This window comes from Armatimonadota bacterium (assembly GCA_031460175.1).
GTDB lineage: Bacteria > Sysuimicrobiota > Sysuimicrobiia > Sysuimicrobiales > Sysuimicrobiaceae > Sysuimicrobium > Sysuimicrobium tengchongense.
Map to the genome: position 1 here is coordinate 166,992 of JAVKGW010000005.1, position 21,018 is coordinate 188,009.

Below are 21,018 nucleotides of genomic sequence, written 5' to 3' on the forward strand. Positions count from 1 at the left end.
AGCACTGTGAGCCCCAAGCCGCTACCGACCCTGGTGCTGGCCGTCGCGTTGGCCCTGGGGGTCCTCTCAGCCGCCGGAGCCGAGGACCCACCCCTGGAGCGCCCCACCTGGCGGGTGGGGGATCGGTGGGTCTTCCAGGCCGACGGGCCGCCTGGAAAAGCCCGGGTTACCGACACGGTGAAGCGGGTCGGCTCGTACGAGGGCCGACCCGCCTACTTCCTGGAGAGGGTCACGGAACTGCTGGACGGCTCCAGGCGCTGGGTGTTCACCGTCGTTTTCGACCTCGACCTCAACTTCCTGGCACGGTTCGACGAACGGGGTCGGCTCCTCAACAAGATCACGTGGCAGTATTTCCGCTGGCCGAGGAGGCCGGGAGACTCCTACGAGTCCGAGTACACCTACCAGGACCGGCTGGAGGACGGGACGTGGGACGTCGGAAGAGGCAGGCTCCACGTCTGGGTCTTCGGCTGGGAGGTCATCGAGACACCCGCCGGGAGACTCCGAGCCCTCCGGCAGCACGTGATCTTCCGAGACTACGACCTGAGGGGGCAAGCCATCGGCCACGCCCTGGAGGACAGCTGGGTGTCGCCGGACGCCCGCTGGTTGGTGCGCGGTCGTTACAAGAACTACACCACTGGCGACTGGGACGAGTACGAGTTGGTGGAATTCCAGCCGGCGCGGTAAGGCGAGAGGGATGTTTCGCGAGGCTTCTCCCCGGCAGGCCGGAGCGTGCGAAACTAAAGAGGGAGGGGCTCGTGGAGTCCGACCAGGAGACCTTGGTGGAAGTGCCAGCCGCGGGGGTCCTCCTCCACGGCGACCTGGGGATTCCCCCGCAGGCGGGGGGCATCGTCCTGTTCGCCCACGGGAGCGGCAGCAGCCGCCACAGCCCCCGCAACCGGTTCGTGGCCGCGGCGCTCCGGCGCCGGGGGCTCGCCACCCTCCTCACCGACCTCCTCACACCCGAGGAGGAGGCAACCGACCTGCGAACCGCCCGGTACCGGTTCGACATCCCGCTTCTGGGCCGGCGGCTCGTGGGTCTGGTGGACTGGCTCATGGAACACCCACAGACGAAGGCGCTGCGCATCGGTCTCTTCGGCGCGAGCACGGGGGCGGCCGCGGCTCTCATCGCGGCCGCGGAGCGGCCCGAGGCCGTCCATGCGGTGGTCTCCAGAGGAGGACGTCCCGATCTCGCCGCGCACGTTCTCCCTCAAGTCCGGGCCCCCACCCTCCTCATCGTGGGCGGGGCGGACCTCCCGGTGCTCCGGCTGAACGAGAAAGCCCTGCAAAAGCTCCGGTGCGAGAAGCGCCTTGCGGTGGTGCCGGGTGCAGGACACCTCTTCGAGGAACCCGGAGCTCTGGAGGAAGTGGCCCGGCTCGCCGCGGAGTGGTTCGGGCAGTACCTGGCCGGTGACGCGGCGGGAACCCCGTAGATGGACGGCGCGTATTCGGTGAACGGAACTTCTCCGGAGGTCGGAGGATGACCATAGGCCGGCGGTGGGGAGTTTATCTTTCCGTCTGGATCACCATCGCGCTGTCCCTCCGTCCGGCCACCTCCGCACCCCACGGGGACCACCACCGGCCACCCGGAAGCGCTCCGCTGGATGGCCAGCTAGAGCAGGTCCGGCACCACACGGCCCGCTACCGCGATCACCGCACCGCCGTCCTCGACGGCTTCCGCCGGTTCGGAGACGAAGCGCCGCTCGTGGGCGAGCACTGGTACCACCCGGACCGGGCGAGACGTCCCCTCGATCTGGAACACCCCTCCACCCTCCTGTACGCGAGGATCCGCGGCCGCATGGAGCTCGTGGGGGTGGCGTTTACGGTCTACCGCCGGCCGGGTGAACCGATGCCGGAGGGGTTTGCGGGCAACCTGGACCGCTGGCACGTGCACGACGTCGAGAAGATCGCCCGAGCGCTCGCGGAGGGCCGGCCGCTCCTCCAGCGGCTCGTGGACGAGCGAATCCGAACGGGTCGGCTCGGCGGAGGAGAGGGCCGCACCCTCCTCACCATGACCCACGCCTGGGTCTGGCTCCCGAACCCCGATGGGGCATTCGCGCACTACAATCGGGTCCTGCCCTACCTGAAGGCAGGGCTTCCCGCCTCCGATGCCCAGGGAGGAACCCTGGACGCCGCGTGGGGGATCGCGCTCCTCACGAACGCCTGCCCGCACGACCTCCGGGTGCTCCGCGTCGCGGCTCGGGCGGACACGGAACAACTCCGCGTCCTCCGGGAGGCCTGCGCGGCGGCCCGCGCGCGGGTGCGGACCGCCCTCCAGGCACAGGCCGGCCCGGAAGCGCTCAACGCGGCGGCGGAGCGCGCCTGGCGAGGGTACGTCGCGGCCCGGGACAGAATCCTCACTGAGGAGCAGAAAGCCCGAGTGCGCGTGTGGGTAGAGCCCGATACTCTGCCGCACCCCTGAGGCTTACTGTCCTGGGTGCTGGTGGGTTCCCATCCCCCGGGCCTCCCACGCGGCCGCCGCGAATCGCCAGGCCGCAAGCAGGACTCCCGTCACCCCGAGACTCACTAGGGCAAAGGTGGCGGTGCCCGTGCTCCAGAGCGGCCGTCCCAGGAGGGCCTGCCGCAAGAACACTCCCGCCAGGATCCCCACGGGCCAGGCCCCGAGCCACCCCGTGCGCACGGGCCGGCGGTACGTCCCCAGGGCCCAGCTCGCCGCGGCCCACGAGAGGAGGAGAGGGACCGCGGTGCGCAGCAGGCGATCAGGGTCGGGGATTCCACCGTGAGCCCGTACGCCGAGGAGGGTGAAGAGCACGAGCACAACCCCGTCCCCGAGCGCGAGCGCAAAACGGCTCATGGGAGGAGAGCCGCCCACCGTCCGAACACCTGCGAGCCCAGGTCCCGCAGGGCAGGCAGATACCGCTCAGATGCGGAGGTCATCGCCTCAGGATCCAGTCCGGCCCGCCTGAGGTCCTCCGGGAAAGCCCGCACCATGGCTCGGATCGTGGCCTCTGTGGCCTCCAGGTGAAAGAGGAGCCCGTACGCGCGGTGGCCATACCGGAACGCCTGGTACAGCGTGCGTTCGCTGCGGGCGAGCCAGGTGGCTCCGGCGGGGAGGTCGAAGACGTCCCCGTGCCAGTGGAAGGCCACGAACGAGGAGGGCAACCCGGCGAACAGCCGGTCCTCCGTCGCCGCCTCCTCAAGCGTGACGGGATGCCATCCAAGCTCCGGTCCCGGGCCCGGCCCCACGCGGGCTCCGAGCACGGCCGCCAGGAGCTGGCTACCCAGGCACACGCCGAGAACGGGGAAATCCCGACGCAGGGCTTCCTCGATCAGGCGCATCTCCGCCCGCAGGAACGGGTAGCGCTCCTGCTCGTACACACCCATCGGCCCTCCCATGAGCACAAGCCCCGCGACCTCCCGGAGGGATTCGGGGACGGGCTCTCCTGCGAAAGGGCGGAGGATGCGCAGGGTGTGGCCACGTGTCTGAAGGATTTCGCCGATGAGCCCCGGAGGCTCCACCTCCGCATGCTGGATCACCAGGACTTCCGCCACCCTTCACCGTCCTGCAGCCGCAGGCGCTTCAAGCCGGAACAGCCGCCGGGCGTTTCCGCCCATCACCGCGGCCCGCTCCTCCTCCGAAAGCCCCAGGCGCTCCAGGATCTCCATCTGCTCCTGCAAAATCTGCCCCCGGTACGGCCCCACCGCGGTATCGGTTCCGAACACCACCCGGTACGGCCCGAAGGCCCGCAGGGCATCCGCGAACACGGACTCCAAGGAAGGGTTGCCGGGGTGGTAGTGCCGCCAGTTGTTCGTCCCGGAGGTGTCCACGAAGAGGTTCTCCGTGTGGTAGGCGAGGAGCAGGGTCTCCCGTAAGAACCCGGCCCCGAAGTGGGCGATCCCGAAGGTCACCTCCGGGAACTGCTTGAGGGCCGCGGAGAGGGCGAGGGGGTTCGCGTAGGTGAGGTCGCAGATGGGCGAGACCGTTACGCCGAAGTGGAAGAGCACCGGGATCCCGAGTTCCGCGGCTTTCTCGTACACGGGGAACAGGGCCCGGTCGCTCGCGTGGAACCGCTGGGTGGGCGGATAGAGCTTCAACCCCCTCAGCCCCCATTCCGGGAACCGGGCCACGATGCGGGCCGCATCCGGATGGAGGGGATCCGGAAGGCTCCCCCAACCGAAGAAGCGCCCGGGGTTGAGGGCGCAGAAGGCAGCCAGCTCCTCGTTCGCCTCTCCCACCGCGATGAAGAAGGCAGCCCGGACCCCGTGGGCATCCAGCTGACGCTCCCACCACGCGGCGATCTCCTCCAGGGTCTGGCCCGCGAGATCCCGCATCCGCCGCTGTCGGGCCTGGGAAGCGGCTTCCAGGGCCCGGGCACGCACCCCCGCGGCCCACCGGGTCGCCCGTTCCGCCATGCGGGGCGTCACAAGATGCACGTGCGCGTCGATGATCTCCACGCCGACCTCCCCCTACAACTTGTACCCGAACCGCCGCAGGAGATCCTTCCGCCAAGCCACCTCCGCATCGTCCTCCACGCCGAGGGGGCTGAACCCATCCATCACCCCCAGGATCCCTCGACGCTCGCCCTCCTCCGCCACCACCACCAGCAGGGGGTTTGCGGTGGCCGCGAAGATCCGCACCACCTCCGGGCAGGCCTTCACCGCGGGGAGGACGTTGATGGGGTAGTAGCCCTCGCCCAGGACGATCAGGAAGGTGTGGCCGGCGCCGATGGTGAGCACGTTGCGGACCGCCAGATCCACGAGCTGCGGGTCCGTGCCGGACCGGCGCACCAGGCGCTTGCCGCTGGCTTCCGAGAAGGCGAGCCCGAACTTGATCCCGGGCACTGCGGTCACCAGGGCCTCGTGCAGGTCCTCCACGGTCTTGATGAAGTGCGCCTGCCCGAGGATGACGTTCAACGCGTCCGGTTTCTCGATGGGGACCAGCTTGAGCTCCATGCCTCTTATTGTAGGAATTCACGGGGCTTCAGACCAGGTCACCCTCCTCCCGGAACTCGACGGACGGAGGAGCTCCTGGTATACTTTCTGCCGCATGCGGATCGCGGAGGGCGTCGAGGTCCTGTCCGTGGACGGGGTGTGGCGCGGGAACCCCATGCGGGTCCATCCCGTGCTTTTGCGGGAGGGCGATCAGATCGTCCTGGTGGACACCGCGTTTCCCGGCCAGGTGGAGGCATTGCGGCAGGCCATACGCGCCTGCGGGGTGGAGATCTCCCAGATCCGCACGGTCCTCCTCACCCACCAGGACCTGGATCACATCGGGAACGCGCCCGCCCTCGTGCGGGAGAGCGGAGCCGAGGTGTGGGCCCACCCGGAGGAGGTTCCCTACATCGAGGGTGCGCGGACGCTGCTGAAGTTCGACCCAGCGCGCCTTTCGCCGGAGCAGCGGGAGGCCCTCGACCCCGTGCTGCGGGACCGTCCCAGGGTGAAGGTGACCCGCTACCTCGTGGACGGGGAGCGCCTTCCCCTGTGTGGCGGCGTCCGGGTGGTGCACACCCCAGGGCACACACCCGGTCACCTCAGCCTGTTCTTAGAACTTCCCCGCATCCTGATCTCCGGGGACGCCCTGGTGGTGACGGACGGTCAACTCCGGGGGCCCATCCCGGAGTTCACCCCCGATCGAGCGACCGCCATGGCCTCCGTGCGCAAGCTGGCGGATCTGGAGCCGGACGTGGTGGTGTGCTACCACGGCGGGGTCTACGGCCCCGGTGCGGCCCGGCGCCTGCGCGAGCTGGCGGTCGGCGATTGACCCGGACCCTCCCCCGCTGCTTCTGCTTTCCCCCCTCACGCGGGCGTTACGGTTCTCCGGTTCTCATGGAGGCAAAGCCGAGCGGGAGGTGGCACATGCGGAGGTTGATCGCCACGGTGGCCCTCGTGGTCACGGGTGCCGTTCTGGGAGCGCAAGGAGCACCGCGCACGGGGAGTGTGATGATTCGCTACTACGGCCATGCCTTCTTCGTGATCACGGCACCGGACGGGATCCGGTTCGCCATCGACCCCTACGGCGAGATCGGCTACCCGCTCCCCCAGGTGACCGCGGAGGTGGTCCTCGTGACCCACGAGCATCGGGACCACAACAACGTGAGGCTCGTGCAGGGCGCGCGCCGCGTACTTCGGGGCCTCACCCCGGATGGCCGGAGCTGGAACCGCTTCCGCGAGCGGGTGGGCCGAACCACAGTGACCTCCATCCCCTCCTTCCACGATGACCAGGGCGGCACAAGCCCCCGCGGTCTCAACACGCTGTTCCTGCTGGAGATGGACGACCTGCGGCTTGCGCACCTGGGGGACCTGGGCCAGAGCACCCTGACGGAGGGGCAGCGGCGGGCCCTCGGTCGGCTGGACGTGCTCATGATCCCCGTGGGCGACGGCCCCTTCACCATCGGCGCGGCGGAGGCAACCCGGATCACCGAGCAGCTCCGGCCGGCGGTGGTCATCCCCATGCACTACAAGACCTCCGCGCGGCCGGACTGGCCGGGCACGGACGAGGGGCCGTTCCTCGAGGGGAAGCGGGATGTGGTGCGCGTGGGAGGGACCTACGAAATCCGCAAGGACCAGTTGCCGCCGCCCACGCGGGTGGTGGTCATGGACTGGCGGTCAGGGTCCCGGTGAGCACAGCGCTTCCTGGGCTCGATGCGGCCACCCGACCCACGCGTGGGTCGGGTGGCCGTCTCAGGGGGTGGCGGAGGCTACGTCCGGGCCGTGGCGTGGGGTGCAGGGACACGGGCAGCGAGGATCAGCTCGAGCACGAGGATGGCCGCGATCCCCCACCCCAGGATCGGAAGCACCGGCAGGCTCACGTTCCAGGCCGCGTCCAGGGCGTATACGCCGGGACCCGTGAGCGCCACGCCCAGGGCCGTGGCGGCGAGCACGAGGTTGTACTCGTAGCCGCCCCGGTCAATCCACAGCCCCCGGGGCGCGTGAACCCGCGCGATGGCGGTGGCCATCACCGCGGTAAGCAGCAGTGCACTCACGGGAACGAGCAAACCGAGCGCGAACAGGGCGCCGCCTGCAACTTCCGCGGCCCCCGCCACGAACGCCCAGAACCGGCCCGGCCGCAGGCCCAGGGACTCCAACCACTGCCCGGTGCCCCGGAGTCCTGCTCCGCCGAACCACCCTGCGAGCTTCTGGAGCCCGTGCCCGACGAAGAGGAGACCGATGACCAGACGAATCAGCAATAGCCCCAGATCCGCCTGCATCATGCCTCACCTCCCCGAGCACAGGGTGATGCCCCGCCCGGGTCCTACCCGGGCGGGGGAACCTCACGCGGCGATCTCAACAGGAATCTTCCTCGGCCGCAGCTCCTGCTCGACCGGAATCCGGATCTCCAGGATCCCATCGAGCCACTGCGCCTTCACCCCGTCCACGTCCAGGCCCTCCGGCAGGGTCACGGTGCGCTCGAAGCGGCCGTACGGGATGCCGCGCAGGAGCACGTCATCCCGCGCCACCTCCGGCGCCTTCCGCTCGCCCCGGATGGTCAGGACGTTGCCGTGGAGGAGGATCTCCACGGCCTTGGGGTCCACCCCTGCCAGATCGGCCCGGACGACGCAGTGCCCGTCCTGGAAGTACACGTCCAGGGCGGGCACAAAGCCCTCCGAACCCGGCCCTTCAAATCCGAAGACTCGGTCGAGCAGGCCGGCGAGCTCCTGCTGGATCGCCCGGAGCTCCGCGACGAGGGGGCTCCGACGTACCAGCACCGCACCTCACCTCCTTTCGATCGAATCTTCGGCCTCCGCACGGGCCGGGGATCCGCCCGGAGGCTGTCTCCGGATCCTCCCCGGAATGACCGCCTCCGGGGCAGTCCCACTTTAGACATACGGGGTGGGATTCCGGGCCTATTCCCGCTGCAGGGCCCGAAACGCGAGGCGCGCCCCAATGAGCAGCGCCGCGGAACACAGCGGTACCAGCCGCAGTCCCAGGTCCTCTCCCGGCGTGTATCCCAAGGTGAGGAGGAAGCCGCTAAGCGCCGCGGCCATGGCATTGGCCAGGTTCAGGGTTACCCCCTGGAGGGCAAAGTGCAGGGCCTCGTGTCCCCCGTCCCTTTCCGCAATCTCCCCGAGCACCGCGTTGGGGAGGGCGTAGAGACCCGCGAGGGGAAGCCCCGCGAGGGCAACGAGCCCGTACCCGTGCCACAGGGCCGGGATCCCCGGCAGGAGGCCGATGAGGGAGATGAGCGGCAGCATCGGCACCGCGAGCCCCAGCACCCGCATGAGGGCCCGGCCGGGGCCGAGCCGTCGACCCCAGGCCAGGACCACGGGAAGCCCGCAGAGGGTCGAGAGGAGCGCAAGACCCAAAACGCTCCCCACGGATTCCCGCGCCACGCCCATGAGCACCGTGGCGAGGAACACGAGAACCGGGGGGAGCAGGCTCAGTCCTACCCAGGCAAGCCCCAGAATCAACAGGTACACCCGAAGGTCCCGCCGACCGAGGACCGCGGCGAGGGCCCGCACGAACGGCTCGGAGTGCCCGCGCCCCTCCTCCCGCACCGCGAGGCCCGCGACCCATAGGAGGAGCACCGCCGCCCCCGCGAAGATCCCGCCCAGGGCGGGGAAGCCGAACGCGTGCACAAGCCAGGCGGAGAGGGTGTAGGCGAAACCGGTTCCCACCACGTTTCCCGCCGCCTGCGCCACCGCGGCGGACACCCGTCCGGTCCCCTCGAACTCCGTCAGCAAGGCCAGGTAAGGGTTCACCACCAGGGAGAACAGGAAAAAGAAGGCGCACAGGAGTGCCGCCAGGTACGCGAACCGGTGCGCGGCGGGCGGCACCCACACCAGTGCGAAGGCCAGGGCCAGGAGCGGCGCCCCGCCGATGACGAACGGCCGTCGGCGGCCCCAAGGGGATCGGAACCGGTCGCTCCAGGAAGCTACGAGCGGCTCCGCCACCGCGTTCGTAAGCCGGCCCAGGGCGAGGGCCAGCCCCACCTGCTCCGGAGGCAGCAGGCGGTCTGCTGTGGGCGGCGCGTAAAAGGGGTAGACCCAGAGCACCAGGGTCTGGATCAGCAGGGACGCCCCGAGACCTCCCAGGGCGTACCGTTCAGGTCGCGCCCGCTCCGCCACGCGGGTTCAGCCTGCGGTGAACACGGGGAGCCGTTCCAGGTGGATGAGCTCCGGGTCGTGGTATGCATCCCCCTCCAGCAGGACCGCGGCCTTCGCGGAGATGCGGGCCCCGAGCCGCTCCATGAGGGCCGCCGCGGCCCGGAAGGTCCCGCCCGTGCTCACCACGTCGTCCACCACCGCCACCCGCTTCCCACGCACCACCTCCGCGTCGAGGCCGTTGAGCACGAGGGTATAGGCTTCGGGCTCCATGATGGACCGGGCCTCCACCGTCACGGGGTTGCGCATGTACCGTTTGACCGTCCGTCGGCACACCACGTACGGGAAGAACTGCCCGTGCCGGGGCTCCGAGAGGTAGGTGGAGATCATGTGGGCGAGGGCCGCGGACTTCATGGCCAGGGCCACCAGGACCTCGAACTCGCACTGCCGCAGCTCCGCCGCGAGCGCCCGGGCGCACGCATTGGTGAGCTCCACGTCCCCCACCATCCGGAAGAACGGCACCCACACGCCGGGGCGCACCTCCTCCACGGGCAGCAACCTCCGGACCCCCGCCACCCGGAGCTCGTAATGGGTTTGACCCTCGTAGCGCATAGTCTTCCCTCGGGAGCGAGAGCGTGAGGTGTGTTGTTATCTGCTAATGCTAGCACTTCACGCTTTCCCTGTCAGCCCCCACGGGCGGCGGAGTGCAAGCCCTGGGTCGCGGAGGACCCGGCCCGGCTCCCGAGCGGTCGGCGGCACGAAATCGACCAAGAGGGAGAGCCTCATCGCGGCTCCGGCGGGACCCAGGCACGAGGGGCCGTGGCGCGAATCACGTAGGCCCTCCGAAGCCCCGCAGATCTGCCCGGCCGACTCTCACCTGGGCAGGATCTGGCCCCGGATCTCCCCTCCCGGATGGGCCACGGTGTGCACGTTGACGTACGCGTTGAGGTTGCGGATCTCCGCGAGGAGCGCGGCGAGGGGTCGGCCCGCGAGGGGTCCGGTGAGGCTTGCGGCCGTGATGGTGCCGCTGCTCAGCTCGCCCTCGAACCGGCCCGGGATCAGGCGGGGCGGCGGGGCGGAGGGGTAAAGCCACACCACGATGGGCCCGTTGCTGCCCGGCGGAGCCAGGTGGATGTGGGCCATCTGCACGTTCACCGACCGTGAGAGGACCAGGCGGAAGGCGATGCTGTTGCCGTCCGGCGCCACCACGAAGGTGGCCACCCCCGTGGCCTTCGTCTCCACGGCGGGCACTTGCTCCCGCCCCCACAGGTGCGCCACGAACTCCACGGGCGCTTGGGCCCGACCGGGCTCTCCCCCGAGCAGGGCCAGGACCCCCGCCGTCACCCCCAGAAACCGGATCCACCTCGCGCCGCTCATCCTCCCCCTCCCTGGGAACTCCGGGGTCACTTTACAGGACTCGGATCACGGGATTGTCACGGCTTAAAATGGAAAGCAAAAGCCATGGAGATTCCGCCCGGAACGCAACTCGTGGCCCTGCTGGGCGACCCCGTGGCCCACAGCCTCTCGCCCCGGATGCACGCCGCGGCCTTCGCGGCCCTGGGGCTGCGGTGGGCGTACGTGGCCCTGCGGGTTCTCCCCTCGGACCTGCCGGAGGCGGTGCGGGGGCTACGGGCTTTGGGATTTGCGGGGGCCAACATCACCGTCCCCCACAAGGAGGCGGCCGTGCAGCTCGTGGACCGGCTGGACGAGGTGGCCCGGGCGTGCGGGGCCGTCAACACCATCGTCTTCGGGGAGGGCCGGCGGACGTACGGCTACAACACGGACGTGACAGGCGTGCGCCGCACCCTGGAGCACGTGGGCTTCCGGGCCGCGGGAAGCCGGGCCGCGGTGCTGGGGGCCGGTGGATCGGCCCGGGCGGTGTGCGTGGCCCTGGCCCAGGAGGGCGTGGCGGAGGTCCTCCTCTTCGCCCGGCGGGTGGAGCGGGCGGAGTTCCTGGCCGGGCAGATGAGCACGCTCTTTCCGCGGGTGCGCTTTGCGGCCCACCCGCTCGAGCCCGGCGCCCTGCGGGCTCACCTGGGGGAAGCCGACCTTCTCGTGAACGCCACGCCCGTGGGCATGCACCCGGACCGGGACGGGAGTCCCGTCTCTTCCCCGGAGTTCCTGCACCCCCGCATGGCGGTGTTCGATCTCGTGTATAACCCCCCCCGCACGCGCCTGTTGCAGCTCGCGCGGCAGGTCGGAGCCCGGACCATCGGAGGCCTCCTGATGCTGGCCTACCAGGGTGCGGCGAGCTTCGAGCTGTGGACCGGAAAGCCCGCGCCGGTGGAGGTCATGCTGCGGGCCATCGGCGCCCCGGTGGAGGGATAGCCCGTGGCGCTGCGTCTGGTGACCGCGGGGGAGTCGCACGGCCGGGGGCTCGTGGCGGTGGTGGAGGGGCTCCCCGCGGGGCTCCCGGTGGACGTGTCGGCCATCGACCACCAGCTGGCGCGACGACAGGCCGGTTACGGCCGGGGCGGCCGGATGCAGATCGAGCACGACCGGGCGGAGATCCTCTCCGGGGTGCTGGACGGCCACACCATCGGCGCGCCGGTGGCCGTCCTCGTGTGGAACCGGGACTGGCGGGCCCAGGAAAACCCCATCACCCGTCCCCGGCCGGGTCACGCGGACCTCGTGGGTGCTCTGAAGTACGGATTCGACGATGTCCGGTACGCGCTCGAGCGCGCGAGCGCCCGGGAGACCGCGGCCCGGGTGGCAGGCGGCACCCTGGCCCGCCTGTTGCTGGAGCAGTTCGGAATTCGGGTCTTCAGCCACGTGATCTCCCTGGGCGAGGTCACCGTGCGGCACCTCCCGGATTCCTGGGAGGCCATCGCGCAGGCCGCGGAGACCAGTGAGGTGCGGTGCGCGGATGCGGAGGCCGCCGCCCGCATGCGGGAGGTGATTGACGAAGCGCGGGCCCGGGGGGACACCCTGGGCGGGGTCGTGGAGATCGTGGCCCTCGGGGTACCGCCGGGCCTGGGATCCTACGTGCACTGGGATCGGAGGCTCGATGGCCGCCTCGCGCAGGCGGTGATGAGCGTGCAGGCCATCAAGGGGGTTGCCATCGGCGACGCGTTTGCCGTCGCGGCCACTCCGGGCTCCCTGGCCCACGACGAAATCCACTACGACCCAGACCGCGGGTTCTACCGGGAGACGAACCGGGCCGGGGGACTTGAAGCAGGGGTCACGAACGGCATGCCCCTCGTGGTACGGGCAGCCATGAAACCCCTCGCCACCCTGCGCTCACCCCTCCACTCCGTGGACCTGCGCACCCTGGAGCCAAGCCCCGGGGCCGTGGTCCGCTCCGACGTCACCACGGTGCCCGCGGCCGGGGTGGTGTGCGAGGCCATGGTGTGCCTGGTGCTCGCGGACGCCCTCTGTGAGAAGTTCGGCCAGGATACCCTCCAGGAGATGCGGGAGGCCTACGACCGCTACCTCCGCCGCATCCGCTGGAGCCCCCGGTAGCCCATGCGGAACATCGCCCTCATCGGGTTCATGGGAAGCGGGAAGACCAGCGTGGGTCGGGAGCTCGCGCGCCGCCTGGGGTGGCCGTTCGTGGACACGGACGAGCTCGTGGAACGGCGGACAGGACGCTCTGTCCCGGAGATCTTTGTGCAGGACGGGGAGGCCGCCTTCCGGGCCCTGGAGCGGGAGGCGGTGCGGGAGGCGGCGCGTATGCGGCCCGCGGTCATCGCCTGCGGAGGCGGGGTGCCGATGGACTCCGCGAACGTACGGGAGCTGCGCCGCACCTGCCGCCTCGTGCTCCTGGAGGCCGATCTCGAGACGGTCCTGGCCCGGGTGGGAGGCGGCGAGCACCGGCCGCTCCTGCACGGAGATCCGGAGGGTCGGGCACGGCAGTTGCTCCTCGAGCGCGCGCCCCGCTACCGGGAGGTGGCGGATCTGGTGGTGGACACCTCGGGCCTTACGGTGACCGTGGCCGCGGAACGCATCCTCGAAGGGATTGCGAACCAGGAGCGCCACACCCTGGAGGTCGTCCTCCCGGACCATCGCTATCCCGTCCACGTGGGAGACGGGATCCTGCCGCTCGTGGCCCTGGACCTGCTTCGGACCGGGGTGCGCCGGGCGGCCCTCGTGACCCACCCCCATCTCTTGCGGCGCTACGGCGAGGGGCTCGTGGCGTCCCTCCGGGCCTGGGGGATGGAGCTATACCCGGTTCCCGTGCCCTCCGGGGAGCGCAGCAAGACCCTCTCCGCCGCCCGCCGGGTGTACGAGGCCATGGCCGCCGCCCGGCTGGACCGGGCCTCCGGCCTCCTCGCCTTGGGCGGAGGGGTGGTGGGGGACCTCGGGGGGTTCGTGGCCGCCACGTACATGCGCGGGATTCCGCTTTTCCTCCTCCCCACCACCCTCCTCGCGCAGGTGGACGCCAGCATCGGCGGGAAGACCGCCCTGAACCTCACCGCCCGAAACCTCATCGGGGCGTTCTGGCAACCCGTGGCGGTGCTGTCGGACGTGGCCACGCTGCGCTCCCTTCCCCGACGGGAGCTGCGGGCAGGTTTGGCGGAGGCCATCAAGCACGCGGCCATCGCGGACGGGGAACTTTTCGCGTGGCTGGAGGGACATCTGCCGGAAGTCCTCCGGCGGAATCCGGAAACCCTGGCGGAGCTCGTGACCCGCAACGTGGCCATCAAGGCCCGGTTCGTCACCGCGGATGAGCGGGAGACGGCCGGGGCCCGGGAGGCCCTCAACTTCGGACACACGGTGGCCCACGCCCTGGAGGCCGCCCTGGAGTACCGGATCTCCCACGGGGAGGCGGTGGCCCAGGGCATGGTGGTGGAAGCACGGCTTGCGGTGCGGCTCGGTCTGCTCGGGGACGAAGAAGCGGCCCGGCTGGAAGCGCTCATCGCGCGGGTCGGTTTACCGACCCGCCTGCCGCCCATCGCCGTCGACGACCTCCTGGACCGGATGTTCCTGGACAAGAAGGTGCGGCACGGCCGGCTGCGGTTCGCGCTTCTCGAGGGCATCGGCCGGGTGCGGACGGGGGTAGCCGTGGAGCCCGAACTCGTGCGGGAGACCCTCCAGGAGCTCCGGAGATGAAAATCCTCGTGCTCTCGGGGCCGAACCTGAACCTGCTTGGGGAGCGGGAGCCGGAGGTCTACGGGGCCACGCCCCTCGCGGAAATCCACGAGCGGGTGCGCCGGCGGGCGGAGGAGTTGGGGGTGGAGGTGCAATTTCTGCAGTCCAACCACGAGGGAGAACTCCTCGACGCCCTCCACGCGGCCCGGAGGGACTGCGCCGCGGTGGTTCTGAATCCCGGAGCCTTTGCCCACACCTCCGTGGCCCTCCGGGACGCCATCGCAGCCCTCCGGATCCCCGTGGTCGAAGTTCACCTCACGAACGTCTACGCGCGGCAGGCCGAACCCTTCCGCCGGCGGCTGGTGCTGGCTCCCGTGGTCCGGGGGGTCATCATGGGGTTCGGGCCGGAGAGCTACATCCTGGGACTGGAGGCGGCGGTGCGGCTTGCGCGCGAACAGGAGGGAAGCCGGTGATGGTGCGAGGGATCCGCGGGGCCATCCGGGTGGAAGCCAACACCGCGGAAGCCATCCTCGATGCGTCCCGTCGGTTGCTCCAGGAGATGATCCGAGCCAACGCGGTCGCGCCGGAGGACATCGCCGCGGTGATCTTCACCTGTACCCCGGACCTCAACGCCACCTTCCCCGCGGAGGCCGCGCGCGGCCTGGGGTGGAACCGGGTGCCGCTGCTGTGCGCCCAGGAGATGGGCGTGCCCGGGGCCATGACCCGGGTATTGCGGGTTCTCATGCTGGTCAACACCACCCTTGCCCAAGAGGAGATCATTCACGTCTACCTGGGAGAGGCCGAGAATCTGCGGCCCGACCTCAACAGCGCCCAGTGATGTCCGAGCTCGTGATCCGCCCCGCCCGTCCGCGCGGCCGCCTCCGACCGCCCCCCGACAAGTCCATCTCCCACCGGGCGGCCCTCCTGGGCGCCATCGCTTCCGGCACCACCAGGGCCCGGAGGTTTCTCGTGGCCGCGGACACCCTGTCCACCGTGCATTGCCTGCGGGCCCTCGGGGTAGAAGCAGAACTGCAAGGGGACACCCTCACCGTGCGCGGGCGCGGGATTCGGGGGTTTCGGCCGCCTGAAGGCGTTCTGGATGTGGGCAACTCCGGCACCACCATCCGCCTGCTGTGCGGGCTTCTGGCGCAGCACGCCTTTGAGGCCACCCTCGACGGAGACGACTCCATCCGCCGCCGGCCCATGGACCGGGTGATCCAACCCCTCCGGGAGATGGGCGCGTGGTTCGAGGCGCGGATGGACCGGTTTGTCCCCCTCCGGGTGAGGGGCGGAGCGTTGCGGCCCATCCGGTACTCCCTCCCCGTGGCCAGCGCCCAGGTCAAATCGGCCATCCTGCTTGCAGGCCTTGCCGCGGAGGGGAAGACCACGGTCATCGAGCCCCAGGCCTCCCGGGATCACACGGAGCGCCTGCTGGGGGCCATGGGCGTACCCGTGGAGGAAGACGGACAAGGGGTCTCGGTGGTGGGCCCTGCCCAGCCCCGGGCCGTGGAGCTGGCCGTGCCTGGAGACCTCTCCTCCGCGGCCTTCTTCCTGGTGGCGGCCGCGGCCCGGCCCGGCTCCGAGCTCGTCGTGGAGGATGTGGGCCTCAATCCCACCCGCACCGGGATCCTGGAGGTCCTGCGCGCCATGGGCGCGCACCTGGGGATCACCGACCTGCGGGAGGAGGGAGGAGAGCCCGTGGGGACCGTGGTGGTGCGGGGAGGCGAGCTGCAGGGCGTCGAGATCCGGGGCGAGATCATCCCCCGGCTCATTGACGAGATTCCGGCCCTCGCGGTGGCCGCGGCGGTGGCGGAGGGAGAGACGGTGATCCGGGATGCCGCGGAGCTGCGGGTGAAGGAATCCGACCGCATCCGCGCTCTCGTCTCTAACCTGCGGGCCGTGGGCGTCCACGCGGAAGAGCTCCCGGACGGTCTTCGCATCCGTGGGAGTCGGATCCGGGGCGGCGTGGTGGACTCCTTCGGGGACCACCGCATCGCCATGGCCTTCGCGGTGGCGGGCCTCCTCTCCGAGGAAGGGGTCGTCGTCCGGGACACCGCCTGCATCGCCACCAGCTTCCCCGAATTCGGGCGGGTGCTGAGGTCCCTGTGCGGGAGGTGAGGGAAGGCCGCGTCCCGGCAGGAGGCGTACCGGTCCGGTTCCTGGAGGCCGGCTCGGGTCCGCCCGTCGTCCTCCTGCACGGGGCGGACGTGGGGAGCGCAGACCTCACCTGGCGGCCTACCGTCCCTGTCCTCGCCGAACGCTTCCACGTGATCGCCCCGGACCTCCCCGGCCACGGTCACACCCCGCCGCTTCCTCGTCCGCCTGCCACCGAGGCTTACGTCCGGTGGCTTGGGGCCTTCGTGGATGTCCTGAGACTGGACCGGTTCTCCCTCGTGGGGCTCTCCCTGGGCGGCGCCGTCTCCCTCGGGTTCGCGCTGCAAAACCCGGATCGGGTGAGCCGGCTCGTGCTGGTGGCCAGTTACGGTCTCATGCGTCGGGTGCCCCTCCACGCCCTCGCCCACCGCCTCGTGCGTATCCCACCCCTCCCCTCCCTCCTCGCCCGCCTGCGGTCCTCCGCTCACCCCTTCCCTCTCCGCATCGCCCTCCGGTGGATCGTGGGAGACCCGCGGACCCTCACTCCGGATCTTCTGCAGGAGGTCGCCGGGGCGGTTCGGGCGCGGGGGCGAAAGAACCTGTTTTACGCGTGGCTCGCCACGGAGCTGAACCGGAAGACCGTGCGCACCTGTTACCTGGACCGGCTGCCCGAACTCCGCGCTCCCACCCTCCTCCTCCACGGCGACCGGGACCGGCTGGTGCCGGTGGGATGGGCCCGGGAGGCGGCCCGCCGGATCCCCCACGCACGCCTCGTGGTCTTCCCGGGGTGCGGGCACTGGGTGCCCCGGGAGCGACCGGAGGAATTCCACCGGGAGCTCCTGGCGTTTTTAGCAGACCAAAACGGGGCAGGAAGGCGGGAGAGCTCCCTCAGAGCCTGAATCCGATGCCCCCGTCCACTCAGGAATCCCTCTTCGAGGACCGGCCTCCGGCCCGCCCGATCCGGTTGGGGCGGGCTGAGGTCTACGTGGGTACGTGCTCCTGGGCCGACCCCCACTTCGTGCGGGAAGGTGACTTCTACCCCCGCAGGGTGCGTGCCAAGCCGGATCTCCGGTTGCGGTACTACGCCTCCGTGTTCCCCACCGTGGAACTGGACGCCACCCACTACGCCCTGCTCCCCCCGGACCTCGCCCGCCGCTACGCCCAGTGGACCCCGGAAGGGTTCTTGCTGCACGTGAAGGCCTTCGGGCTCCTGACCGGCCACGACGTGGATCCCCGACGGCTTCCGCCCCACATCCGGACCTTTCTCCCCGAAGAGATCCTCCGCAAGCCCCGGGTGGGCCGGGAGGAGGTTCCGGAGGAAGCCCAGACCCTGTGCTGGGAAGCGTTTCTGGAGTTCCTGCGGGTCCTGCGGGAAGATGGTCGGCTCGGATACGTGCTCTTCCAGTTCCCTCGATGGACGACCTTCTCCGCGAGGGCCCTACAGGAGCTGGAGCACATCCGGGCCGTGCTGCCGGGGTACCGGGTGGCGGTGGAGTTCCGGCACCGCTCCTGGCTGGCCCCCCAAAACCGCGAGAAAACCCTGGATGCCCTTCGATCTCTGGACCTTATCTACACGGTGCCGGACGAGCCGCAGCTCCCCTGGACCGTGCCGCCGGAGGTGGCGGTGACCTCCAACTGGTCCGTGGTGCGGTTCCACGGCCGTAACGCCGCGGCCTGGAGCCGACGAGGAGCCACGACCCTGGAGGTCTACGACTATCTCTACTCCGAGGAGGAGCTGTGGCCGTGGGCCCGGAAGGTTCGATCCCTCGCCCGGGAGGTGGACCGCTTGTTTCTCATGTTCAACAACCACGTGCGGGGCAGCAGCGCCAAGAACGCCCGGATGCTCCTGGGGCTTTTGCAGGAACCGTGAACCGGTCCCACCTCGGCCGCGTACACTGGAAGGGAAACCCTTCGGAGGGGACGTCATGGGGAAGCGCACGGCTGTCGTCCTGGTCCTGTGTCTTGCCCTCGCCGCGGGGGGGACGCTCGCCTACGCCCAGGACATCATCTCCCTCGTCAAGGTCATCGGGATCGGGGCCGCGGTGCGGATGTTCGGCCCGCAGATCAACGACTTCATCAACAACCTCCTGCTCTCCCGGGACGCCGCCACGCGTCAGACCACGAAGGTGGTCCCCATCCTCAGCGTCTCCATCGGCATCAACAACCCGGGCCGGGCCGCCATCGGCGCCGCTCAGGTGGCGGGGCCGGCCGCCGCGGTCCAGCGGGTGCAGGCGGTGGCCGCCCTGGACGCCAACTACCGGGGGGTGTTCCAGATCCGGGCCCTCATCCCTGTGGATAGCCTGGAGCCCTGGCGGAGCCTCCGGCGGGTGGTGGGGGTAGGCGTCTCCGCCATCATCGACATCCAGATCTAGGGCGGTGGAGCGGGCGCTGCCGGGCCTCCCGGACGTCCAGGACGCGGCCCGCCGGATCGAGGGGTGGGTGGTACGTACACCGGTTGTGCGTCCGTGGGCCGCGGAGTTCCCGCTCTTCCTCAAGCTGGAATCCCTGCAGGTCACGGGGTCCTTCAAGCCGCGGGGGGCATTCAACCACATCCTCCGGAACTCAGAAGCGTGCGCGGGCGGGGTGATTACCGCCAGCAGCGGAAACCACGGGCAGGCGGTGGCATATGCGGCCCGGAAGCTGGGGTTGCGGTGCGTGGTGGTGGTCCCCGAAGACGTGGTGGCTGCCAAGCTGCACGTGATGGAGCGCTTGGGGGCCGAGGTGATCCGGTGCGGCCACACCACCGCGGAGCGCATCGGTCTCGCCCTGCGGCTCGCGGAGGAACGGGGTCTGCACTACGTCCCGCCCTTCGACGATCCCGAGGTGATCGCGGGCCAGGGGACGATCGGGCTGGAGATCCTGGACCAGTGCCCGGAGGTCAGGACGGTGTACGTGCCCTGCGGTGGCGGTGGCCTCATCTCCGGGATCGCGGTGGCGATAAAGGCCCTGAACCCCGAGGTGCGCCTTGTGGGGGTGGAGCCCGAAGGGGCAGCCTGCTTTTTTGCCTCCTGGCGGGCCGGAAGACGGGTGCAGCTGGGGCGGGCGGAGACAGTGGCCGACGGGCTTCGGGCCGTGGAGCCCGGGCAGCTCCCGTGGGAGATCGCCTCCCGGCTCGTGGACGCCTTTACCACGGTCACCGAGCCCGAGATCCTCTCCGCCATGCGCTGGCTGCTGCTGGAAGCAAAGGTTGTGGCGGAACCCTCTGGCGCGGTCTCCGTGGCCGCGGCCCTCCGGGAGGCCCCCCAGAACCCCTCCGCAGCCGTGGTGAGCGGCGGGAACCTAGAGCCTGTCCTGCTCTCTTCCCTCCTGACCCCTTAAGGCACACATCTGTTCGCGTACCGGCGTACGCCCAGATTCTCCGGCTCATTTTCAGGCTTGACATGCGAATATATGTTCGCTATCCTCTCGGGCAGGAGGTGCCTATGAAGACCCTCAGCCGGCGCCAGCGGGAGGTTCTGGAGTTCGTGACCAGGTGCATCCGGGAGCGGGGAGTGGTCCCGTCTGTGCGGGAGGTGGCCGAGCACCTGGGGCTGCGGTCCTCCGCCACGGCCCAGCGCCACCTCCGGGCCCTGGTGGAGAAGGGCTACCTGCGCAGGATCCCCCGCCGGATGCGAGGCCTGGAACTCGTACACCCGGGAGGCGTCCGCGAGGTGGTTCACCTGCCCCTCCTGGGCCGGGTGGCCGCGGGCCGGGGAGCCGTGGCGGAGGAGGTCGTCGAGGAGTTCCTCCCCGTGCCGAGGCATCTCGGCTGGCAGGAGGGATGCTTCCTCCTCCGGGTTCGGGGGGACAGCATGGTCGGGGCCGGGATCTTCGAGGGAGATCTCGTGGTCGTGCGCCGTCAGCAGACTGCCCTCCCCGGAGACCTCGTGGTGGCCCTGGTGGGAGAAGAGGCCACGGTGAAGCGGCTCGGAAACGAGGCCGGGCAGTTCGTCCTCTACGCGGAGAACCCCGCCTACCCTCCCATCCGGGAAGCCTTCCAGATCGTGGGCAAGGTGGTGGGGCTGCTGCGGCGGTACCCGGAGGTGCGGTCATGACGGCACCGGTTCGGAGCGTCCGGCGTGGCCTCGACCTGTGGTCCCTGTGGTGCGACGACCGCCGCGGCGTGAGGTTCAAGGTGGGCTTAATCGGCCTGCTGTTCGCCCTTGGACTCCTGCTGGAGAGGTGGCTGTGAGGAGATGGAGGCATACCGGGTGCATGTGCTCGTGAGCGCCGCAGAGCGAGAGGGCCGGTTCGCCTACGGCATCGTGATCCGCTCGGGCCGGGGCCGCGTCCTGCGCCAGCTGGGCCGCGCGGTAGAAGGCGACGACGTGCGCGGGGTGCTGCTGCGGGCCGTGCTGCGGGCCCTGTGGATCGCCCGCCGCTACGGCCGCACGATCCGCGTGGCCCTGGATCACCCGGAGGTGGTGCGGTGGCTATCGCACGCGGAGGAGGTCGCCCCTCAGTTCCTGGGCACCTACCTCCAGATCCGCGCCCTCGTGCACACCTACCGCCGGGTGGACGTGGGAGTTGCGAGCGAGGAAGAGCGGAGCCGTAGTCAGCGGGTCGCCCGCCACTTCCTGGGAGAGCCCACCCGCCCCGCGGATTCTCCCCTCTGGACCGGTTCCTGCGCCTCCATCGCGTAAGGGACCAGCCGATCCGTCACCGTCGTCGACCCCCTGTGGCGTCGCCCGTACGCCCGGCGCCTCCCGACCGCGTTTGGGAGACCGGGCAGGCCTACCCCTAGGCCTCCTCGAGCCGGCACCCCGCGGGACAGGTCCTCCGGGACCCTGGCCGCCTGTTGGGGCAAACCCCGGAAGCGTTTCCTACTGTGGTTGGGAACCCCTTCCGATGCTGAGCCGGAGGCCCCCGCCTAGGTTGGTGTTGATGGGTACGTGGCACCGGGTTTGCTTAACCC

The 21,018-nt window shown here is 70.3% G+C and carries 26 protein-coding genes and 1 pseudogene; 18 read left to right on the plus strand and 9 right to left on the minus strand.

What is annotated here, in order from left to right:
• Window positions 1-6 precede the first annotated feature (6 nt).
• The 3 genes from QN206_08580 (at window position 7) to QN206_08590 (ending at window position 2,419) form a co-directional block, all read left to right on the plus strand.
• Complete coding sequence (locus tag QN206_08580) at window positions 7-684, plus strand: hypothetical protein (protein ID MDR7614862.1); 678 nt, start codon at window positions 7-9, stop codon at window positions 682-684.
• Between the two features lie 71 nt (window positions 685-755).
• Window positions 756-1,430, plus strand: a complete 675-nt coding sequence (locus tag QN206_08585; protein ID MDR7614863.1) for a dienelactone hydrolase family protein — start codon at window positions 756-758, stop codon at window positions 1,428-1,430.
• Between the two features lie 47 nt (window positions 1,431-1,477).
• Window positions 1,478-2,419 (plus strand): hypothetical protein, encoded by a 942-nt coding sequence (locus QN206_08590; GenBank protein ID MDR7614864.1) that lies wholly within the window; start codon window positions 1,478-1,480, stop codon window positions 2,417-2,419.
• A gap of 3 nt (window positions 2,420-2,422) precedes the next feature.
• Here QN206_08590 and QN206_08595 read toward each other — a convergent pair whose 3' ends face one another.
• The 4 genes from QN206_08595 to QN206_08610 are packed head-to-tail and all read right to left on the minus strand — an operon-like array spanning window position 2,423 to window position 4,911.
• Window positions 2,423-2,812, minus strand: a complete 390-nt coding sequence (locus tag QN206_08595) for a DUF3054 domain-containing protein (GenBank protein MDR7614865.1) — start codon at window positions 2,810-2,812, stop codon at window positions 2,423-2,425.
• Entirely contained in the window at window positions 2,809-3,510 is a 702-nt protein-coding gene (locus tag QN206_08600) for a type 1 glutamine amidotransferase (GenBank protein MDR7614866.1), read from the minus strand. The genes QN206_08595 and QN206_08600 overlap by 4 nt, the downstream gene beginning before the upstream one ends.
• 3 nt (window positions 3,511-3,513) lie before the next feature.
• Complete coding sequence (locus QN206_08605) at window positions 3,514-4,413, minus strand: amidohydrolase family protein (protein MDR7614867.1); 900 nt, start codon at window positions 4,411-4,413, stop codon at window positions 3,514-3,516.
• Between the two features lie 12 nt (window positions 4,414-4,425).
• Window positions 4,426-4,911, minus strand: a complete 486-nt coding sequence (locus tag QN206_08610; protein ID MDR7614868.1) for an adenosine-specific kinase — start codon at window positions 4,909-4,911, stop codon at window positions 4,426-4,428.
• Window positions 4,912-5,005: 94 nt separating this feature from the next.
• On the opposite strand from QN206_08610, the gene QN206_08615 reads away from it, so the two are divergent.
• A complete protein-coding gene (locus tag QN206_08615; GenBank protein MDR7614869.1) occupies window positions 5,006-5,719 on the plus strand; it encodes an MBL fold metallo-hydrolase in 714 nt (237 codons plus the stop codon).
• A 95-nt stretch (window positions 5,720-5,814) separates the two neighbouring features.
• Window positions 5,815-6,579, plus strand: coding sequence for an MBL fold metallo-hydrolase (locus QN206_08620; protein MDR7614870.1), 765 nt, complete (start codon window positions 5,815-5,817; stop codon window positions 6,577-6,579).
• Window positions 6,580-6,776: 197 nt separating this feature from the next.
• Here the strand turns inward: QN206_08620 and QN206_08625 are convergent.
• The 5 genes and pseudogenes from QN206_08625 to QN206_08645 form a co-directional block, all read right to left on the minus strand.
• Window positions 6,777-7,166 (minus strand): annotated as a pseudogene (locus tag QN206_08625) (DoxX family protein).
• A 63-nt stretch (window positions 7,167-7,229) separates the two neighbouring features.
• Complete coding sequence (locus tag QN206_08630; protein ID MDR7614871.1) at window positions 7,230-7,664, minus strand: Hsp20/alpha crystallin family protein; 435 nt, start codon at window positions 7,662-7,664, stop codon at window positions 7,230-7,232.
• A 138-nt stretch (window positions 7,665-7,802) separates the two neighbouring features.
• Window positions 7,803-9,023: an MFS transporter gene (locus tag QN206_08635; GenBank protein ID MDR7614872.1), complete on the minus strand. Its 1,221-nt coding sequence runs from the start codon at window positions 9,021-9,023 to the stop codon at window positions 7,803-7,805.
• Between the two features lie 6 nt (window positions 9,024-9,029).
• On the minus strand, window positions 9,030-9,611 hold the full coding sequence (locus QN206_08640; protein MDR7614873.1) for a phosphoribosyltransferase family protein: 582 nt from the start codon (window positions 9,609-9,611) through the stop codon (window positions 9,030-9,032).
• Between the two features lie 261 nt (window positions 9,612-9,872).
• Window positions 9,873-10,376 (minus strand): CHRD domain-containing protein, encoded by a 504-nt coding sequence (locus tag QN206_08645; protein MDR7614874.1) that lies wholly within the window; start codon window positions 10,374-10,376, stop codon window positions 9,873-9,875.
• A gap of 84 nt (window positions 10,377-10,460) precedes the next feature.
• Between QN206_08645 and QN206_08650 the strand changes: the two genes are divergently transcribed.
• The 13 genes from QN206_08650 to QN206_08710 all read left to right on the plus strand — a co-directional run bounded on the left by QN206_08650 (window position 10,461) and on the right by QN206_08710 (window position 20,746).
• On the plus strand, window positions 10,461-11,327 hold the full coding sequence (locus tag QN206_08650; GenBank protein MDR7614875.1) for a shikimate dehydrogenase: 867 nt from the start codon (window positions 10,461-10,463) through the stop codon (window positions 11,325-11,327).
• A gap of 9 nt (window positions 11,328-11,336) precedes the next feature.
• Window positions 11,337-12,461: a chorismate synthase gene (gene aroC / locus QN206_08655; protein MDR7614876.1), complete on the plus strand. Its 1,125-nt coding sequence runs from the start codon at window positions 11,337-11,339 to the stop codon at window positions 12,459-12,461.
• A gap of 3 nt (window positions 12,462-12,464) precedes the next feature.
• On the plus strand, window positions 12,465-14,051 hold the full coding sequence (aroB, locus tag QN206_08660; GenBank protein ID MDR7614877.1) for a 3-dehydroquinate synthase: 1,587 nt from the start codon (window positions 12,465-12,467) through the stop codon (window positions 14,049-14,051).
• On the plus strand, window positions 14,048-14,503 hold the full coding sequence (gene aroQ, locus QN206_08665; protein MDR7614878.1) for a type II 3-dehydroquinate dehydratase: 456 nt from the start codon (window positions 14,048-14,050) through the stop codon (window positions 14,501-14,503). Before aroB ends, aroQ begins: the two co-directional genes overlap by 4 nt.
• Window positions 14,503-14,868, plus strand: a complete 366-nt coding sequence (gene aroH, locus QN206_08670; protein MDR7614879.1) for a chorismate mutase — start codon at window positions 14,503-14,505, stop codon at window positions 14,866-14,868. The genes aroQ and aroH overlap by 1 nt, the downstream gene beginning before the upstream one ends.
• Window positions 14,868-16,148: a 3-phosphoshikimate 1-carboxyvinyltransferase gene (gene aroA / locus QN206_08675; GenBank protein ID MDR7614880.1), complete on the plus strand. Its 1,281-nt coding sequence runs from the start codon at window positions 14,868-14,870 to the stop codon at window positions 16,146-16,148. The genes aroH and aroA overlap by 1 nt, the downstream gene beginning before the upstream one ends.
• On the plus strand, window positions 16,136-17,023 hold the full coding sequence (locus tag QN206_08680) for an alpha/beta fold hydrolase (protein ID MDR7614881.1): 888 nt from the start codon (window positions 16,136-16,138) through the stop codon (window positions 17,021-17,023). Before aroA ends, QN206_08680 begins: the two co-directional genes overlap by 13 nt.
• A gap of 5 nt (window positions 17,024-17,028) precedes the next feature.
• Window positions 17,029-17,994, plus strand: a complete 966-nt coding sequence (locus QN206_08685) for a DUF72 domain-containing protein (GenBank protein ID MDR7614882.1) — start codon at window positions 17,029-17,031, stop codon at window positions 17,992-17,994.
• Between the two features lie 55 nt (window positions 17,995-18,049).
• Window positions 18,050-18,496, plus strand: a complete 447-nt coding sequence (locus QN206_08690; protein ID MDR7614883.1) for a hypothetical protein — start codon at window positions 18,050-18,052, stop codon at window positions 18,494-18,496.
• Between the two features lie 4 nt (window positions 18,497-18,500).
• A complete protein-coding gene (locus tag QN206_08695; protein MDR7614884.1) occupies window positions 18,501-19,442 on the plus strand; it encodes a threonine/serine dehydratase in 942 nt (313 codons plus the stop codon).
• Between the two features lie 104 nt (window positions 19,443-19,546).
• Entirely contained in the window at window positions 19,547-20,158 is a 612-nt protein-coding gene (lexA, locus tag QN206_08700; protein ID MDR7614885.1) for a transcriptional repressor LexA, read from the plus strand.
• Window positions 20,155-20,295, plus strand: a complete 141-nt coding sequence (locus QN206_08705; protein ID MDR7614886.1) for a hypothetical protein — start codon at window positions 20,155-20,157, stop codon at window positions 20,293-20,295. Before lexA ends, QN206_08705 begins: the two co-directional genes overlap by 4 nt.
• 4 nt (window positions 20,296-20,299) lie before the next feature.
• The gene (locus QN206_08710; protein MDR7614887.1) at window positions 20,300-20,746 is read left to right on the plus strand and encodes a hypothetical protein; all 447 of its coding nucleotides are present in this window, start codon (window positions 20,300-20,302) and stop codon (window positions 20,744-20,746) included.
• Window positions 20,747-21,018 lie beyond the last annotated feature (272 nt).